The following is a 16,741-nucleotide window of genomic DNA, read 5'->3' as shown; positions in this document are numbered from 1 at the left end:
GCGGCCGTCCACGCACAGCGATCAGCCGCCGAAGTCCTGCACCCAGCTGCCTGGGCTGTAGCCCTCCTTCACCCGGCCGGGGTCGTACCCGATTCCGGTCACGGTGAAGGAGCAGTTCAGGATGTTCGCGCGATGGCCGTCGCTTTCCATCCAGGCGTCGACGACACTTTCGGCACTCGGGTAACCCGCGGCGATGTTCTCGCCGTACGTGCGACCGCTCCAGCCCGCATCGCGCATCCGCCGCGAGGCCGTCTTGCCCTCGGGCGTCTCGTGCGAGAAGTACTTGCGGTTGGCCATGTCCGACGCATGCCCGCCGGCGGCCCGGACCAGCGCGTCGTTCAGCTGGAGTGGGCGGCAGCCTTCGTCGCGCCGCTCGGCGTTCACGAGGTCGAGCACCTCGCGCTCCACGGAGTTCGTCCCGTTAGGCGGCGGTTGCGAGGGCGGCGGAGTGGTCGGCGTCTTTGTCGGGGTCGCCGTGACGGTCCGGGTCGGCGTGCTCGTCGGGGTCCGGGTCGGCTTGGTGCTCTGCCCGGTCCGCGTCGGCTCGTCGGTCGGCGTACGCGTCGGCCGGACCGTGATGGTGGTCGTCGGCGGCGCGGTCGTCGTACCGGCCGTGGGTGTCGGCTTCGTCGGTACGGTGGTCTGTCCCGGCTTCGGCGTACCGGTTGTACCGGTGACGAGGGGACCGAGCGAGCTGGTGCCGCCCGGCGTCGTGGTGACGACCTTGCCGTGCGGCAGCGTGACGACAACGCCCGCACGCTTCTCGCCGGTGTTGTCGATGGCGTCGCTGCCGCGCTCGGTGCCGAGGTCGTCGTCGGAGACGTTCTGTAGCGTGGCCTGGCGGTCCTGGACGGAATCACCACGGCTGCTGGTCATCACCCACACCACAGGTGCAGTGGCGAGCAGCACGGACAGTGCGCTCACCACGGGCCCGAGGACACCTCGACGGGCTTTCCTGCGATGCCGGCCGCTGGCGGGCGAGTCGGTCATGGGTCTGCGATTCCTTTGTCGTCGTGAAGTCCCCGTGTCACGAAGTACGAACGCAGACAGTAGCGGATAACGGGTCCCGCGAGTCGCTGACTTCTCAAGATTTAACTCGCTCCTCGCATTCACGCCGCTCCGCTACTCTGCGGCACTTAGCCGGCGTTGGTCGTCGGCCGATCTCACCAGGAGCCTTTATGCAGGTCGTTGTCGGTGCTGGACCAGTGGGTACGTCGACCGCCCGGTTGCTCGCGGAGCAAGGGGAAGAGGTCAAGCTGGTCAGCCGCCGGGGAACCGGTCCGGACCACCCCGGCATCACCCTGGTGAAGGCGGATGCGGCCGCGGGTCTGACGGACGTAGCGGCCGGCGCCTCGGCGTTGTACAACTGCGCGGGCCTGCCGTACCACCGTTGGTCAACCGACTGGCCGCCCCTGAACGACGCGTTGATCCGGACCGCCGAGGCCACTGGTGCGGTCCTCGTCTCCGCCGGGAACCTCTACGCGTACGGCCCGGTCGATGGCCCGATCACGGAGGAGACGCCGGAGCGGCCCAACTCGGTCAAGGGTGAGGTCCGGGCGCGGATGTGGGCGGACGTTCTCGCGGCACACCAGGCCGGGCGGATCCGGGCGGCCGAGGTCCGCAGCTCGGACTACCTCGGCGCCGGGGCGCAGTCGGTGATGTCCGTGGTGGTCTTCCCGAAGGTCCGCGCGGGCAAGACCGCCTCGGTCCCGGCCGACCTGGACGCCTTGCACAGCTGGACAGCCGTCGCCGACGTCGCTCGCACTCTCGTGGCGGTCGCCTCTGCCTCTGAGGACCTGGTGTTGGGTCGGGTCTGGCATGTGCCGACGCCGGCGCCGATGTCGATCCGCGACCTCGCCACCCGGTACGCCGTACTCACGAACTCGCCGGAGCCGAAGCTATCCCGCATGCCCGCCCCGATCCTCTGGCTGGGCGGCCTCTTCAACCCGACCGCGAAAGAGATGCGCGAGATCCAGTACCAACTCGCCCACCCCTTCATCCTCGACTCCACCGCCGCCACCAACACCTTCGGCATCACCCCACTGACCACCGACGAGGCCCTCCAGCTCTAACCGACGCCCCTTGCCGTTCATTCGCCGGAATCCGCCCGGGCCTCTTTCCGAGGGGCGATGCCGCCGTCGAGGAACGCACCCGCGCACAGTCCGACGCGCGCAAAACCAACCTCTGGCCGATTTGTGGAAAACCCCTCCGCGAGGTGCCTGGTTGCGTTTGCACACGCGCGACATAAGGCGGCACCTCGCGGAGGGGTTTTCCACAAATCAGCCCGCGGGCTTGGGAATGGGGGATGCGCCGTGTACGGCGTACGGCGCGGCGCTCGCGTTGCCGATCACCTGGCCGTCGCCGTCGTAGTAGGACCGGGGCTTACCCGTAGGACCGCGGGCTTACTCGAGGAAGTCGAGGGCTTCGCGGGCGTGGGTGAGGACGGAGATGTGGCTTTCGGCGGGGTAGAGGAGGAGCTCGGTCACGGACATGTGGTGGGCCAGCCAGTCCGCATGCGTCGGGGGCGCGATGCCGTCCTGGCCGCCGTGGAGCAGCATGACCGGGGAGATCGGGTTGTAGATCCATGGCTGGACGTAGCAGAGGTCGTCGTCGATCAGGCCGCCCGGCCCGTTCGCCATCGCCGGGCCGGCGACCTTGCCGAAGAAGGACCACTCGCCGTTGAATGCGGCCACGTCGGCCTCGGTGAACTCCGGGTCATACTCCACGCCCGAGTTCTCGTGTCGCTCCTTCGCCTCGCGGCCAGCAGCGGCCGCTGTTAGCGAAGCCACGCCCGACGGGATCATCCCGGCGAACCAGTCCAGCCCTTTCGCACCGAAAGGCGCAAGCGCCGAGACCGCGAGCACGGAGCTGACGCGCGTACCCAACAGACTCGCCGCCCCCAGCGCGAACGAAGCGCCACCCGAATGACCGACCAGCGCCAGCCGATCCAGCCCAAGGAAGTCCGCGACGGCTGCGGTATCCGTCGCGACCGAGGCCACCGACCGGTCCAGATGCCGGGTCGAACCGCCGTACCCCGGCCGGTCGAACGACACCCAGCGCAGATCGTCGCGGAACAACGGCTCAGGCGGCAGACCGATATTCGGCGTCCCGTGCAACCAGCACACCGGCAACCCATCCCCGCCGCTGTCATAGACGTGCAGAGTCCTGCCATCACTCAACCGCAAGTCCTTCTCGATCATTGATGGTCCGGCGTGGAGACCCCGTCTTTCAGGGCGGGGAGGAAACGCCGGTCCCTCCATTCAGGTTTTGTCGGGGGCGTCGGGTAGGTTTTGGGGTGCTGGCCTGCGATAACCAAGCGTCCAGCATTAGCACGACAGTTTGACCTTGTAGTGACTGCGGCCGGGCGGGCCGTGGCAGCGCGGTGAGCCTTCTTGCGCAGTCGGGCACGGCGATGATCCGCGAACCTCATCTCGCTACCTCCGGGTGGTGGGTTGGAATCCCTCGCCTTCAGGCGGGTGGAGGACGTCAACACGCACTCACCTTAAAGTCGCCAACGGGAATTTCAGCGGTACGTCGCGCCCCTGCCCATTCCCCTCGACACTTCTGCCCCAAAGGGTCGACCGGGCCATCGCGAGCGGCCCGCCGCCTTCACCGACATGGCTCGCGGCTCCGCTGGGTGACTGAGAGTCGGGCGTCCAGAGCGGCGCCGCGAGCCATTCACAATCTGTCGGACGCGCCCACACCGTTCACCCGCAGGCGTGGGTTGATGAGTCAATTATCGTGACGAAGGATGCGGACGGAATGCCGGGCGTCTGCGTCATGGCTGTAGCAATCGCGGACCCTGTGGCGTGCGAGAGCACCCCGGGGTGGCCGTGGCTACCGGATGTCTTCGCCGGTACGGCCACGCGGCGCGCAGACGACCTGATTCAGCGGGAGCGGCCGACGACTATGTCGGCGGCGACCTTCCAGCCGAGGGAGCGGTAGAGGCGTAGGCCGTCCTTGGACGCGGCGAGGACGCCTCGGGTGGCACCTTGGGCTGCGGCCGCCTCGACCAGGGCGGCCATGACGGCGCTGCCCAGGCCGCGTCGGCGGTGCTGGGGGTCGGTCTCGATCCGGTCGGCGATGGCGTCCTGGCCGACTACGGCCATCCGGCCGCTGGAGGCGACGGCGCCGTGGATGGTGGCCCGGGTGATGATCACGTCGGACTCGAGCTCGGAGACGAGGGCGTAGCGCGGATGGAGTTGCAGCTTGGGCTGGTCGGACAACCGGATGGTCATCAGCCATTCCTTGTCCCGCTGGACCTCCAGACCGAGGTCTTCCAGCTCGTCGGCACGCGCCTCACGGTCATCGGTGACCACCGTGACCCAGGCGGAACCGCGCGCGCCGGTGGTGGCCAGGGCGAGGCCCGCGGCCCGCTCCAGCCGCTCGGGGTGGGCGTCAGCGTCCAGGACGACGTACTCCATGGCGCGGCCTTGTTCGCCGGCCCGCACGGTCAGCAGGCCGTCCTCGTCGACGACGGTCGTCCAGCCCCGGGACTTGGACCATCCGGCCTGCCACTGGCGAACCAGCTCCTCACGATCGGTCACTGCTGAATTCAAGCAGCCGGATCGGTTTCGGGCGAGGGGAAAGGCGATTCGCTTCGCAGCAGGTCGAACCAGAGCATGTCCTGGCGGCTCCCGTCGCGCAGCACCTCGGCCTCCCGTTCGATGCCCGCGGCCACGAATCCGTTGGCCAGGGCAACGTGCTGCGAGGCGGTGTTCCCCGCGGCGGTGGCGAGCACGAGCCGGTAGCGCCCGAGCCCGCCCGCCTCGACCGGGGTGAAGGCGTGCCGGATGCCCAGCGCGACCGCCTCGGTCATCAGGCCGCGCCCGCGCGCCTCCGGATGGGCCCAGAAGCCGATCTCGCCGGAGTCGTCGCCATCGATGTGCAGGACGCTGAGGTTGGCCAGCAGTACGTCGGTCTCGGGGTCGACCACGGCCCAGCTGACGGCCGTACCGGTCGCGCTCATCCAGAGCCGCGACTCCAGGTAGTACTCGGCGTCGGCCAAGGTGTACGGCGAGGCGAAATGCGGCGCCCAGTACTGCGTACGCTCGTCCGACGCCGCTTCGACGATGCGCTGCGCGTCCGAAGGCCGGTGCGGCCGAAGCCGGAGGCGCTCGCCATCGATCACCGGGATGTCCCACCACGGCGTACGCGGCTCGCGCGAGTCTCCGGCCCGGAGCGAGGCGATCCACTGCTCACAACGCACGCCCTGGTACGCCGTACCCCCGTCGACGTACGCGAACCGGCCGAACCCGGCCTCCCAGAGAGCGCGAAGACCATCCCAGTCGTTGGCGGGCGAACGCCACAGCACGATCTCCCAGCCGAGCTGCTCGAACGCGAAGGAAGCCACCAGCCGCACCGCCTCGGCCGTCACGCCCGGGCTGAAGGTGATGTCGCCACCCGGACCCGCGGGGGAGGTGAGGCCGATCGTGCCGGTCTTCTCGCCGTCGCGCTCGACCACCCAGCTCAAGTCGCCCGTCGAAGGCAAGAGCCGGACGGTCTCAGAGGTCAGGATCACAGCGCCACCTCGGTTGCCAGCAGGTCGTACATGACCAGATTGTCGTACGAGCCGTCGCGCAGGGGAGCGGTCGCGCGCTGGACGCCGACCTGGGTGAAGCCGTTGGCCTCGGCGATGTGCCGGGAGGCGGAGTTCGGTTCGTTGGCGAGCAGGACGAGCCGCCGACGACCGAGGCCGCCCTTGTCGATGGGCGTGAAGGCCTGCCGGATCACGAGTGCGACGGCCGCCGTCATCACGCCCCGGCCGCGGGCATCGGGATGCGCCCAATAGCCGATCTCGCCGAGAGTGTGGTCGACGCGGTGGGTCATGTCGAAAACGCTCACGTTGCCGAGCAACCGGTCGTCGCCGGCATCCGCGATCGCCCAGGAAACGCCGCTGCCGGTGGCCGCGAACTCCCGGCGGGTTTCGATGAAGCCCTTCGCGTGCTCGGCCGTATAGGGCGAGGGCATGGCGGACAGCCAGTGCTGGGTCCGCTCGTCGGCACAGGCCTCGGTGGTGCGCTCGATATCCCGATCCTCGAGCGGCCGCAGCCGGAAGCCGTCGCCCTCGATCACCGGGATCGTCCACCAGTTGCCCTGCGGTTCGCGATCCTCATCTCGCGTGATCGAGGCCAGCCACTCGTCCCGTCGTACGCCGCGAACCACCACGCCACCCGTGACGATCTGGAACCGCCGGAACCCGCAGTTCCATACCGCCTTGCGCGAAGCCCAGTTTCCCCCGAACGCCCGCCAGCCGACCCGGTCCCAGCCCAGCGTGTTGAAGGCGTACGTGAGCGTCAGCTGGATCGCCCGGGTCATCACGCGATTGCCCCGCGCCCACGGAGCGAGGCCGAACCCGATCTCCCCGCCGTTGCCGTCACCGCCGCGCAGATCGATCGACCCGGCGAACCGGCCGTCGTAGTCGATCGCCCAGGTCCAGGACCCGCCATCGCGCCAGCCGGCCGCTACGAACTCGGTCACGAAGGCGACGGCGTGCTCGCGCTCATACGGCACCGGGATGGTGGTCCAGTGCTGCATGTCGGCGTCCTGGCACATCTCGTACGCCGGCTCGACATCCGCCGGGGTATGCGCGCGCAACGTCACCACGCCATCGGTCAGTACTGGCACGTCCTCGGGAAACCTCATGTGCCTAGTGTCCTCATGGACCGGGTGACGCGCCTCCCACTTTTCCACCGGCAAACCCGACCGGCCACTAGTGTGTGTGACGTGAACGCGTCTGAGAGTGTCGAGCCGGCCCGCGGGCGGGGTGGCCAGCTGGCCGCCCAACGGCAGGCGACGATCGTTGCCGAGGTCAACAGCCGTGGGGCGATCACGGTGGCGGAGCTGGTCGAGCGGTTCGGTGTGTCGGACATGACCATCCGGCGTGACCTCGACGCGCTCGACTCCAGCGGGCTGCTGCACAAGGTGCACGGCGGCGCGACCTCGGTGGGTCTGCGCAGTGCGCATGAGCCCGGGTTCGACGCGAAACTCACGCAGGAGTCGACCGCGAAACAAGCGATTGCTGCGGCCGCCGCGAGCCGGGTGCAGCCCGACAGCGCGGTTGGCATCGGCGCCGGTACGACGACCTACGCGCTCGCGCGGCACCTGCTCCGGGTGGAAAACCTCACGGTCGTGACGAACTCGGCCCGCATCGCCGACGTCTTCCACAGCAACAGCCGGTCCGACCGTACGGTCGTGCTGATCGGCGGTATCCGCACGCCTTCGGACGCGCTGGTCGGCCCGATCGCGACGGCCGCGCTGCAGTCGTTGCACCTCGATCTGCTGTTCCTCGGCGCGCACGGGCTCGACGCCGAGCACGGTCTGAGTACGCCGAACCTGATGGAGGCTGAGACCAATCGCGCCTTCATCGCCGCCAGCCGTCAGGTGGTGCTCGTCGCGGACCACACCAAGTGGGGCACGATCGGCCTCAGTACGTTCGCCGGCTGGAACGACGTGAACGTCATCGTCACCGACCCAGGTCTGCCGCCCGCGGCCCGCAAGGCAATGCGCGACACGGGCTGCGAGCTGGTCATCGCTTCATGAGCCCCGGGTGAATCCCGGGGTGAAGCAGGACGTGCGGCAGGGCCTGGGCCGCACGTACTGGACGGCTTGGACCGCGGGCGCGGTGTCGTTCCTCGGCACCGGCATCACCTTCGGGGCGTTACCGCTGCTGGCCGCCTCGATGACCCGGGACCCGCGGGTGGTCTCGCTGACCGAGGCCGTCTCGACCCTGGGCTGGTTGCTGCTCGGCCTGGTCTCCGGTGTGATGGTCGATCGCTGGCGGCGGACCAGCACGATGTGGATCGTGGACGCCTTCCGGGCCGTGATCGCCGGAGCCTTCGCGGCGCTGGTCCTGGCCGATCTGCAAACGGTCCCGCTGTTGCTGCTGGCCGGATTCGTGCTCGGTCTGTTCGCGCCGTTCTTCGACAACGCGTCCTCGGCCGTAGTCCCGGACCTGGTCGCCCCGGCCAATCTCGAACGGGCCAACGGCTATCACCAGGTCTCGCTCTTGATGCTCTCGAACTTGCTTGGACCTCCGTTCGGCGCATTCCTGTTCGTGGTCGACCACGGTCTGCCGATCCTGTTCGACGCGATCTCGTTCGCCGTGGCGGCCGCTTTGATCTGGAAGATCCGTAAGGCCGTACCGCCTCCAGAGGTCTCGGAACACCGTCACCTAGGTAGAGAACTCGTAGAAGGTATGAAGTACCTCTGGCGGCACAAGCTGCTCAGGTCGCTCTGCCTGTTGCTGGTAGTCGTCAACGCCGTAGGCACGGGCATGGTCGCCATCCTCGTGCTCTACGTGCTGGAAGTGCTCGGACTGCCCGAGGCGGCGTTCGGTTGGCTAGTCGCCGTGTACGCCGTTGGCGGCGTCGCTGGTGCCGTGATCACGCCTAGGTTGTCCAAGGCCTTCTCGACCTTCACGAACGTCTTTACCGCGATGCTCATCTCAAGCTTCGCGGTGATCGTCATGGGCCTCTGGGGATCACTAGTGCCGGTAGTCGTGGCAGTAGTGATCCTCGGCTTCGGTAGTGCCTGGTGGAACGTAGTGACGATCACCCTCCGCCAACGCATCGTCCCGAGCGCCCTACTCGGCAGAGTCACCTCCGTCTACCGAATGGTGGCCTTCTGCGCAGCACCACTTGGGGCGGTTGGTGCCGGCTTCCTGGCGCACCGGACCAACCTGACCACGCCGTACCTCGTCATGGGCCTCTGCCAACTAGCAGCCACCCTGGCGTTCGCCCCAACCGTCCGCGCCCAGCTAAAGGCCACCCTCCGAGTCCCCGTCTAGCCGCCCTATTCCGAGGGTCGACCCTCGGAATAGGGGGTCGACCCCTCCAAATTTGGCGAGTCCACCCCCCATTCCGAGGGTCGACCCTCGGAATAGGAGGGCTAGGAGATGCGGGAAGCGCCGGCGCTGGGGTCGGCGGAAATGGGGGAGGGCGGGGTGAAGCCGTGGTCGGCGAACGCCTTCTCGATCGCCGCGAGCACCGACTCGGTCGCGGACGCCTCGACCAGCGCGATGATGCAGCCGCCGAAACCGCCACCGGTCATCCGCGCGCCGAGGGCTCCGGCCGCGAGGGCCGTGTCCACCGCGACGTCGAGCTCCGGCACGGTGATCTCGAAGTCGTCCCGCATCGATACGTGTGACGCGGTGAACAGAGGTCCGACGTCCCGCAGCCGGCCGGCCCGCATCAGCTCGACCGCCTGCTCGACGCGCGCGACCTCCGTCACGACATGGCGGACGCGACGACGTACGACCTCGTCGTCGAGCCGGGCCAACGCGTCGTCCAGACCGTCGACCGAGATGGCCCGCAGAACCGGTACGCCGAGTTGGGCGGCAGCCGTTTCGCAACTACGCCGGCGTTCGGCGTACTCGCCGTCGACATGGCGATGCGGCGCCTTCACGTCGACCACCAGCAGACGCAGACCGTCGGCCGCCGGGTCGAACGGGATCTGCGCGAGCGACATCTCCTGGATGTCGAAGTAGAGCGCGTGACCCTTGGTGCAGCACATCGACGCCATCTGGTCCATCAACCCGACCGGCGCACCGACGTAGTTGTTCTCCGCCTTCTGCACCAGGCGGGCCACCTCGTCCGGCGCCACTTCGATCCCGCGCAGTCCCAGCAGGGCGATCGCCGAGGCGCAGAGCAGGGCCGCGGACGACGAGAGGCCCGCGCCCGTCGGCAGATCCGAATCGACCAGCAGCTCCGCACCGGACACGTCGTACCCGGACTCGCGCAGGATCCACGCGGCACCGGCCGGGTACGCGGCCCAGTCCGGCACCGAGCCCGGCGTGAGCGCGGCCAGGTCCGCCTCGATCACGTCACCACCCTGGGTCGACGCGAACCGGAGGCGCCCGTCCGGACGGGCCGCGCCGGCGACGACGATCTGCTGCGGCAGCGCGATCGGCAGCACCAGGCCGTCGTTGTAGTCGGTGTGCTCACCGATCAGGTTCACCCGGCCCGGTGCTCGCCAGACGCCGTCCGGACGCCTGCCGAAGACCTGCTCGAACTTTTCGGCGATCACGCGTTGACCTTTCGCAGAGCCTCGGCCACGTCCTCGGGCGAGGTGTCGGAAATGAAGGCGCCCATCGCCGACTCACTGCTGGCGAGGTACTTGATCTTGTCGGCGGACCGCTTGATCGACAACACCTCCAGGTGCAGGTAACCGAGCTCCCGGTCGATCCGAACCGGCGCCGGATGCCAACCCGCGATGTACGGCAGCGGATCGCCGTACAGGCCGTCGAGTCGTTGCAGCACGTCCAGGTACAGCTGGGTGAAGTCGTCCCGCTCGGTCGGCGTCAGCTCGGCGATGTCGGCCACCTGGCGATGCGGATAGAGGTGCACCTCCACCGGCCAGCGGGCGGCCGCGGGGACGAAGGCGGTCCAGGTGTCGTTCTCGGCGATGACCCGGGTGCCGGCCTTGCGCTCGGCCGCGAGTACGTCGGCGAACAGGTTGGTGCCGTGGGCCGCCTGGTGCTCGCGGGCCCGGTCGAGCAGCGTGCGGATTCGCGGCGGCAGAAAGGGATAGCCGTAGATCTGGCCGTGCGGATGGCTCAGGGTGACGCCGATCTCCTTGCCGCGATTCTCGAAGCAGAAGACGTACTCCACGTCGTCGCGCGCGCTCAATGCGGCCGTCCGGTCCGCCCAGGCCTCGACCACCAGGCGCGCCTGGCCCATCGGCAGCTCGGTGAACGAGCGGTTGTGGTCGCTGGTGAAACAGACGACCTCGCACCGACCCGGACCGGCGAACGACGGGAAGCGGTTCTCGAACACCGCGACCTGGTAGTCCGGCTCGGGGATCTCCGTCTGGTTGCCCGGCTTGGTCGGGCACAGCGGGCACTGGTTCGTCGGCGGCATGAACGTGCGGGTGTTGCGATGCGTGGCGTACGTGATCACGTCACCGGTCAGCGGATCGGTCCGCAGTTCGACCTGCGGATGCGGCCGGGGCAGACCGCGCTCGTCCGGTACCGGCACCCGCGCCGGAGCGTCCTGGGTATCGAAGTAGAACAAGTCCCTGCCGTCGGACAGTGAGGTGTCCGTCCGCCGGGCGCCACGCGTTGTGATCATCGCCTGACTTCCTGAGCCGGGGCGGAGGTCGGACGACTCCCACCGTAGGCCGATCATAAACCAACAAAATCAAACACGCACGCTCTACCCAGTTTTGCATTCATCGGTCCCAAATCGCCCTCTCAGCTGAGCGGCGCCGCCCAGGTCGGCGACCGGAGCGGGTGATTTGGGACCGATGAATGCAAAAGTTGCCCGAACTCGGGCTGGTATGACCGCCGACCCGCGCGCCGCTACGCTGGGGGTATGGACGACGAACACCGAAGTAAGCGCCTTCTACTGGCATGCCGGAGAGGGCGCTAGGAACTTCCAGTCATGAACGAAACCCTGCTGAACGTCCTTCTGATCTTCGTGTTCGTCACGATCGGTGGGGTCTTCGCCGCCGCCGAGATGGCCTTGGTCTCCCTGCGCGAGAGCCAGCTGAAGTCGATCTCCCAACGCGGTAAGCGCGGCGCGACGGTTGCCCGGGTGGCCGCCGATCCGAACCGCTTCCTGTCCGCCGTGCAGATCGGCGTGACCCTGATGGGCTTCCTGTCCGCCGCCTTCGGTGGCGCGACGCTGGCCGACAGCCTGTCGCCGAAGCTGCAACAGCTGAAGCTCCCGGTCGGCGTCGCGGACACGCTCGCGCTGGTGCTGATCACCATCGCGATCTCGTACGTCTCGATCGTGCTCGGCGAGCTCGCGGCCAAACGACTCGCGCTGCAACGGGCGGAGACGTTCGCGCTCGGTCTGGCTCCGCTGGTCGACCGGATCGCCTCGGTCGCCCGGCCGGTGATCTGGCTACTGTCGAAGTCCACCGACCTGGTGGTGCGCGGGCTCGGCGGCGACCCGGACGCGAACCGCGAGGTGATGAGCGACGAGGAGCTGCGCGACCTGGTCTCGGCGCACGAGTCGCTCGGTGAGGAAGAGCGCCGGATCGTCGACGACGTCTTCCAGTCCGGCGATCGCCAACTGCGCGAGCTGATGGTGCCGCGCACCGAGGTGGACTTCCTCGACGCGGACATGCCGGCGTACAAGGCGGTCAAGTTCGCCGCCGAGCGCCCGCACTCGCGCTATCCGGTGATGAACGGGTCCGCCGACGACATCGTCGGCTTCGTGCACGTGCGGGACCTGTTCGATCCCGAGGTCGCGACGCGGCAGGTCCGGGTCGGCGACCTCGCGCGCGACGTACTGCTGCTGCCGGACACGGCCAAACTCCTGCCCACATTGACCGAACTGCGCCGTCGCAGCACCCACCTGGCCATCGTGCTCGACGAGTACGGCGGCACCGCCGGCATCGTCACCCTCGAGGATCTGGTCGAGGAGCTGATCGGCGACATCAAGGACGAGTACGACGAGGCCGCGGTCGAGACCACCCGATTGCGCAGTGGCGATGTCGAGGTCGACGGCCTGCTCAACCTGGACGACTTCGCCGAGGAGACCGGGCTCGAACTACCCGACGGGCCGTACGAGACGGTCGCCGGATTCGTCGCCGCGCGCCTCGGCAAGGTGCCCGAGGCGGGCGAGGAAGTCGAGATCGACGGGCACAAGATCACCGTCACCGAGATGGACGGTCGTCGTGTCGCCCGGGTCCGGGTCAGCCGGCTGCCGGATCCAGAACCGGAATCCGAGGGCTGACCGCCCGCCGCAAAGCCAGCACGACCAGCCCGCCGACGACGTACGCGAGGCCCTGGGCGACCAGGATCGGGATGATGCCGACGCTCTCGCCGAGTACGCCCGCCGCCATGATGCCGATCAGGCAGGCGCCACCTTCGGCCGCGAAGAAGGCGCCGAACACCCGGCCGCGGGAGGCGTCGTCGGTGAGCTGCTGGAACACGGTCATGCTGCCCGCGATGATGAACGCGCCGGGCACGCCGACCACGATCATGCAGACGAACGCCGGCCAGAGTGCGCCGGACCAGAGCGGGTAGCAGAACAGCGTCAGGTCGATCAGCCCGAAGGCCAACGCGCCGAGGCCCCACATCCGGGCGGCGCCGAGCCGGTTGCCGAAGGCCGCCGCGACCAGCCCGCCCGCGATACCGCCGATCGCCTGACTGGACGCGATGAACCCGTACGTGGCTCCGTCGCCGCCGAGCACATCGCTCACGAATGGCGCGAACAGCGTGCTCATCACGCCTTCGCCGATACTCGTCGCGATCCCGAAGACGAACAGCAGCCGCAGGCCGGGTTTGCCCAGGCTGATCCGAAGACCCTCGGCCCACTCGGACCTCAATCGACGAACGGCGGGTCCCAAGCTCTCCTTCACGGCGACGGTTTTGGTCAGTACGAGTCGGCGCATGCGTTGCAGGAGGGCTGCCGAGAGGAGGTAGGTGGCGGCGTCCGCGATGGCCAGCAGGGGGAGTCCGCCGAAACCGGCGATTACGCCGCCGAGGGCTGCGCCGATGAGGCGGGAGATGTCGCGGGTCTGGCCGGTGAGGGCGTTCGCGCTGATCAGTTGGTCGTCCGCGACGAGGAGTGGGACCAGCGCTTGCTCGGCCGGTACGAAGAACTGTTGGAGGCAGCTTTGGACCAGTACTACGCCGTACACGATCCACACGTCGGCGCCATCGCGTACGACGATCAGCGGCATTAGGGTCACGACGTGCAGGAGGTTGACCGTGATCATGGTCCGGCGGCGGTCCCAGCGGTCTACGAAGACGCCTGCGAGTGAGCCGAGCAGGATGTGCGGCACGAAGGACGCCAGCAGCATTCCGCCCGAGGCCAAGGTGGAGCCGGTCAGCACGTACACCTGGAACGCCAGGCCGACTCGCAGGATCCAGTCGCCGGTCAACGAGATCAACCCGGCGCCGAGCATCAGCCGGTAATCCCGTTGCCCACTGAGTAATCGCCCCAACTCACGCATCGCCGTCCCCCTCCTGCCCGGCCGGCAGTACCGAGATCATGTGGACGATGTCCACCAACCGGCTGCCGGGTGGCCGGGTGGACTTGTCGTCGATCGGGCGCTGTTCGATGAACTCCGCCAGCACGGCCTCGATCCGGTTATCGACCTCGGCCAGTTCCTCCGCGGTCAGGTAGACCGAGCTGTGCCCGATACCGCTGTGCTCCCGCCACGCCGTGCTCTCGGTCTTACGCCGCTGCTGCCAGTCGAGGAAGGTGGTGAGCGCCCGCTCTGCCAGCAACTGCTCGAGTACGTCGGCCGCGGCCGCGCCTTCCGGAGTCGCGTCCGCCCCTCGCCAGCTCTGCGACGTCGAGACCAACTGCCAAGGCCGCTCGCGGTTGTCCTTGCCGGGCGCGGGTTCGACGAAGTCGTACTTCGCCAGCTGCCGCAGGTGATGCGATGCCAACGCCTGGCTGATCCCGAGGCGCCGCGCCGCATCCGCCGCCGTCAGCGGTCCTTCCCGCCCCAGCAACGACTGCAACTCCAACCGCACGGGATGCGCCAACGCCCGAATCGCCGTCGCATCATCCAGCAACCGCCTAAGCTGCCCACTCGACTCCAAAGACATGCTTGGAATATCCGCCGCGACACCCAAGATGTCAAGCACTTACTTGGAATAACTCCCGTGGTTGGCGTTCATTCGTCGGAATCTGCCCTCTCAGCTCAGTGGACAGCTGCGGGCAAGCGGCGGGGAGAGGGCAGATTCCGACGAATGAACGCCTAAGGCTTGGCGGACGGCGGCGGGTCTCAGGTGGAGGGCTGGGTGAGTTTGGTGTGGGAGGTGGGGGTGGCGAGGGTGGGGTTGAGGGTGGAGAGGGCTAGCCAGGTGGCGCCGCCTACGCCGTCGCGGGCGGTTCGGACTTCGCCGGCGAAGCGGTCGTGGATGGCTTTCCGGAGGGCCTGACCGACTGGTGAATTCTCGCCCGCGACGCTGCCCGCGAGGACCAATGGGCGGGTGTCATCGGCTGATCTGATCCGGCTGACTGTCTCTGTGAGCAACTCGGCTGCGCGTTTCACTAGCGCCTGTGCAGTGGCATCACCCGCGTCGTACGCCGTCACCACCGTGCGGGCCAAGGCGGCCAGCATGACCGGCGGCTGGGAGTTCGCCGCCCGGACCAGATCGTCGCGAAGTGGGCTGAATCCGGGCCTTTCCGGGCTCGGTGCACCGCCGCCATCGGGTAGCAAGGCCGCGATCACGGCAGTGGCGAGGGGCCCGGTCGATTCGCCGAGGTCGAGTGCGCGCAAGACACTGCGCACAGCCTCGCGGCCGAGCCAAAAACCCGAGCCGTCGTCGCCGAGCAACCAGCCATGGCCGTCCGCCGTACGGGTCAATCGGTGGTCGACGACGGTGCCCGCGGCGCTGCCCGTGCCCGCGATCAGCACGGTGCCGTCAGGCTCGGAAGTGCCTGACGCGAAAGCAACTTCGAGATCGCCGATGTAGTCCGCCCGGCAGGTCAGGCCAACGCCGGACCAGGCCGCGTCGAACTGGGCCCGGACCTCCGGTTTCGTCAGCGCGGAACCGCCGGCCGCGCCGATCACCGCGGCGCCGACGGTGGCCGGGTCGATCCCGGCGAGCGCTTGCCGCAAGGCCTGTCCGAGGGCCGCCGCGGCACTGGCGGGATGGCTGGTCGGATTACCACCACCCGCGGACCCGCGGCCGACTACCGTGCCGTCATGTGACGCGATCAGGATCCGGGTCGACGTTCCACCCAGATCTCCACCCAGGACCAGTGGGCCTGCTGGCCTGGAGACCACCTTCTGCGCTGGTTCCGGAACCAGCCCCACATTCGTCATATGCGTTACTCCAAACTGCGTGAAGACCGGCCGTAGTGAACAGTTTTGAACAAGGTCACGCATCGGTCCCGATCTAGCGAGAAGAACGAGATGAGCCTTGACTTTAGGTGCCAGGTGAGAAAAGTTCTGTCCAGCAAAGCGCAAACTTGCGCAGTTGTCGGCACCAAGTGTGTCGTGACGCGCGCAGATGCGACAGATACACGAGTTGAGGGGTAGGGCGTACATGGCCAGCACGGTCAGTGCGGAGGGGTATCTGGAGGCACTGGCACCGATCATGGCCGCGGTCTCGGCCCAGGCGAGCGGCCCGATCCAGACGGCCGCCGATCTGGTCGTCGAGTCGTTGCGTGCCAACGGTGTGGTGCAGGCGTTCGGTTCGGGACACTCCGAGGCCCTCGCGATGGAGATCGCGGGCCGGGCCGGTGGACTGGTACCGACGAACCGGATCGCGTTGCGCGATCTGGTCCTGCTGGGCGGCGAACCGCGCGAGGTGCTGAGTACCGGCATTCTCGAGCGCGACCCCTCGGTGGCGCGGCGCCTGTACGACCTGACCTCGCCGGCCGCGTCCGACATCTTCGTGATCGCGTCGAACTCCGGGGTGAACGGCTCGATCGTCGAGCTCGCCACGGTGGTCAAGGAGAAAGGCCACAAGCTGATCGCCCTGACCTCTCTCCAACACACTTCCGGGGTCGAATCCCGTCATCCATCCGGAACGAAGTTGATCGACCATGCCGACGTCGTGCTGGACAACGGCGCGCCGTACGGCGACTCGGTGCTGGAGCTGCCCAGTGGTGGCAGTGTCTGTGCTGTGTCGTCCATCACCGCCGCGCTGCTGGCGCAGTTGCTCGTCGCCGAAGTGGTGCGACGGCTGACCGAAGCCGGTGAGACACCTCCGGTCTACCTGTCCGCGAACATCCCGGGCGGGGACGACCACAATCACGTCCTGGAAGAAAGGTACGACGGCCGGATCCGTCGTACTGCCTGAAACAAACCTGGAAGGTGGACC

The 16,741-nt window shown here is 68.1% G+C and carries 15 protein-coding genes; 5 read left to right on the top strand and 10 right to left on the bottom strand.

All coding sequences use genetic code 11. The annotated features are described in order from the left end of the window. Positions 1-21 precede the first annotated feature (21 nt). On the bottom strand, positions 22-990 hold the full coding sequence (locus OG394_RS19035; protein WP_328996743.1) for a CAP domain-containing protein: 969 nt from the start codon (positions 988-990) through the stop codon (positions 22-24). Positions 991-1,178: 188 nt separating this feature from the next. Here OG394_RS19035 and OG394_RS19030 point away from each other — a divergent pair, with 188 nt between their 5' ends. Next, positions 1,179-2,072: an NAD-dependent epimerase/dehydratase family protein gene (locus OG394_RS19030; RefSeq protein ID WP_328996742.1), complete on the top strand. Its 894-nt coding sequence runs from the start codon at positions 1,179-1,181 to the stop codon at positions 2,070-2,072. A 330-nt stretch (positions 2,073-2,402) separates the two neighbouring features. On the opposite strand, the gene OG394_RS19025 is transcribed toward OG394_RS19030, so the two are convergent. The 4 genes from OG394_RS19025 to OG394_RS19010 form a co-directional block, all read right to left on the bottom strand. Further along, positions 2,403-3,200 carry an alpha/beta fold hydrolase gene (locus OG394_RS19025; protein ID WP_328996741.1) on the bottom strand — a complete coding sequence of 266 codons (798 nt, stop codon included), beginning with the start codon at positions 3,198-3,200 and terminating at the stop codon, positions 2,403-2,405. A 687-nt stretch (positions 3,201-3,887) separates the two neighbouring features. Then, positions 3,888-4,547, bottom strand: a complete 660-nt coding sequence (locus OG394_RS19020) for a GNAT family N-acetyltransferase (protein ID WP_328996740.1) — start codon at positions 4,545-4,547, stop codon at positions 3,888-3,890. Between the two features lie 8 nt (positions 4,548-4,555). Further along, entirely contained in the window at positions 4,556-5,521 is a 966-nt protein-coding gene (locus OG394_RS19015; protein WP_328996739.1) for a GNAT family N-acetyltransferase, read from the bottom strand. After that, complete coding sequence (locus OG394_RS19010; RefSeq protein WP_328996738.1) at positions 5,518-6,645, bottom strand: GNAT family N-acetyltransferase; 1,128 nt, start codon at positions 6,643-6,645, stop codon at positions 5,518-5,520. The genes OG394_RS19015 and OG394_RS19010 overlap by 4 nt, the downstream gene beginning before the upstream one ends. An 81-nt stretch (positions 6,646-6,726) precedes the next feature. On the opposite strand from OG394_RS19010, the gene OG394_RS19005 reads away from it, so the two are divergent. After that, positions 6,727-7,542: a DeoR/GlpR family DNA-binding transcription regulator gene (locus OG394_RS19005; protein WP_328996737.1), complete on the top strand. Its 816-nt coding sequence runs from the start codon at positions 6,727-6,729 to the stop codon at positions 7,540-7,542. A 7-nt stretch (positions 7,543-7,549) separates the two neighbouring features. Then, on the top strand, positions 7,550-8,788 hold the full coding sequence (locus OG394_RS19000) for an MFS transporter (protein ID WP_328996736.1): 1,239 nt from the start codon (positions 7,550-7,552) through the stop codon (positions 8,786-8,788). 101 nt (positions 8,789-8,889) lie between these two features. On the opposite strand, the gene galK is transcribed toward OG394_RS19000, so the two are convergent. Beyond that, positions 8,890-10,026, bottom strand: a complete 1,137-nt coding sequence (gene galK / locus OG394_RS18995) for a galactokinase (protein WP_328996735.1) — start codon at positions 10,024-10,026, stop codon at positions 8,890-8,892. After that, on the bottom strand, positions 10,023-11,069 hold the full coding sequence (gene galT / locus OG394_RS18990; protein ID WP_328996734.1) for a galactose-1-phosphate uridylyltransferase: 1,047 nt from the start codon (positions 11,067-11,069) through the stop codon (positions 10,023-10,025). Before galT ends, galK begins: the two co-directional genes overlap by 4 nt. A 312-nt stretch (positions 11,070-11,381) precedes the next feature. On the opposite strand from galT, the gene OG394_RS18985 reads away from it, so the two are divergent. Continuing rightward, the gene (locus tag OG394_RS18985) at positions 11,382-12,683 is read left to right on the top strand and encodes a hemolysin family protein (protein WP_328996733.1); all 1,302 of its coding nucleotides are present in this window, start codon (positions 11,382-11,384) and stop codon (positions 12,681-12,683) included. On the opposite strand, the gene OG394_RS18980 is transcribed toward OG394_RS18985, so the two are convergent. The 3 genes from OG394_RS18980 to OG394_RS18970 all read right to left on the bottom strand — a co-directional run bounded on the left by OG394_RS18980 (position 12,643) and on the right by OG394_RS18970 (position 15,738). Further along, positions 12,643-13,908, bottom strand: a complete 1,266-nt coding sequence (locus OG394_RS18980) for an MFS transporter (protein WP_328996732.1) — start codon at positions 13,906-13,908, stop codon at positions 12,643-12,645. The genes OG394_RS18985 and OG394_RS18980 overlap by 41 nt on opposite strands. After that, complete coding sequence (locus OG394_RS18975; RefSeq protein WP_328996731.1) at positions 13,901-14,512, bottom strand: ArsR/SmtB family transcription factor; 612 nt, start codon at positions 14,510-14,512, stop codon at positions 13,901-13,903. Before OG394_RS18975 ends, OG394_RS18980 begins: the two co-directional genes overlap by 8 nt. A gap of 179 nt (positions 14,513-14,691) precedes the next feature. After that, positions 14,692-15,738, bottom strand: coding sequence for an N-acetylglucosamine kinase (locus tag OG394_RS18970; RefSeq protein ID WP_328996730.1), 1,047 nt, complete (start codon positions 15,736-15,738; stop codon positions 14,692-14,694). A gap of 223 nt (positions 15,739-15,961) precedes the next feature. Here OG394_RS18970 and OG394_RS18965 point away from each other — a divergent pair, with 223 nt between their 5' ends. Then, positions 15,962-16,720 (top strand): SIS domain-containing protein, encoded by a 759-nt coding sequence (locus OG394_RS18965; protein ID WP_328996729.1) that lies wholly within the window; start codon positions 15,962-15,964, stop codon positions 16,718-16,720. Positions 16,721-16,741: the final 21 nt, after the last annotated feature.

It is taken from the genome of Kribbella sp. NBC_01245, from assembly GCF_036226525.1.
Lineage (GTDB): Bacteria > Actinomycetota > Actinomycetes > Propionibacteriales > Kribbellaceae > Kribbella.
Note: the sequence above shows the minus strand (reverse complement) of the source record. Positions and strands in the feature narration are given on the sequence as shown.

Bases quoted from the DNA above. Each gene is read 5' to 3' on its own strand.
- OG394_RS19035 (WP_328996743.1), bottom strand. From the start codon at position 990: ATGACCGACTCGCCCGCCAGCGGCCGGCATCGCAGGAAAGCCCGTCGA.
- OG394_RS19030 (WP_328996742.1), top strand. From the start codon at position 1,179: ATGCAGGTCGTTGTCGGTGCTGGACCAGTGGGTACGTCGACCGCCCGG.
- OG394_RS19025 (WP_328996741.1), bottom strand. From the start codon at position 3,200: ATGATCGAGAAGGACTTGCGGTTGAGTGATGGCAGGACTCTGCACGTC.
- OG394_RS19010 (WP_328996738.1), bottom strand. From the start codon at position 6,645: ATGAGGTTTCCCGAGGACGTGCCAGTACTGACCGATGGCGTGGTGACG.
- galT (WP_328996734.1), bottom strand. From the start codon at position 11,069: ATGATCACAACGCGTGGCGCCCGGCGGACGGACACCTCACTGTCCGAC.
- OG394_RS18985 (WP_328996733.1), top strand. From the start codon at position 11,382: ATGAACGAAACCCTGCTGAACGTCCTTCTGATCTTCGTGTTCGTCACG.
- OG394_RS18980 (WP_328996732.1), bottom strand. From the start codon at position 13,908: ATGCGTGAGTTGGGGCGATTACTCAGTGGGCAACGGGATTACCGGCTG.
- OG394_RS18975 (WP_328996731.1), bottom strand. From the start codon at position 14,512: ATGTCTTTGGAGTCGAGTGGGCAGCTTAGGCGGTTGCTGGATGATGCG.
- OG394_RS18970 (WP_328996730.1), bottom strand. From the start codon at position 15,738: ATGACGAATGTGGGGCTGGTTCCGGAACCAGCGCAGAAGGTGGTCTCC.
- OG394_RS18965 (WP_328996729.1), top strand. From the start codon at position 15,962: ATGGCCAGCACGGTCAGTGCGGAGGGGTATCTGGAGGCACTGGCACCG.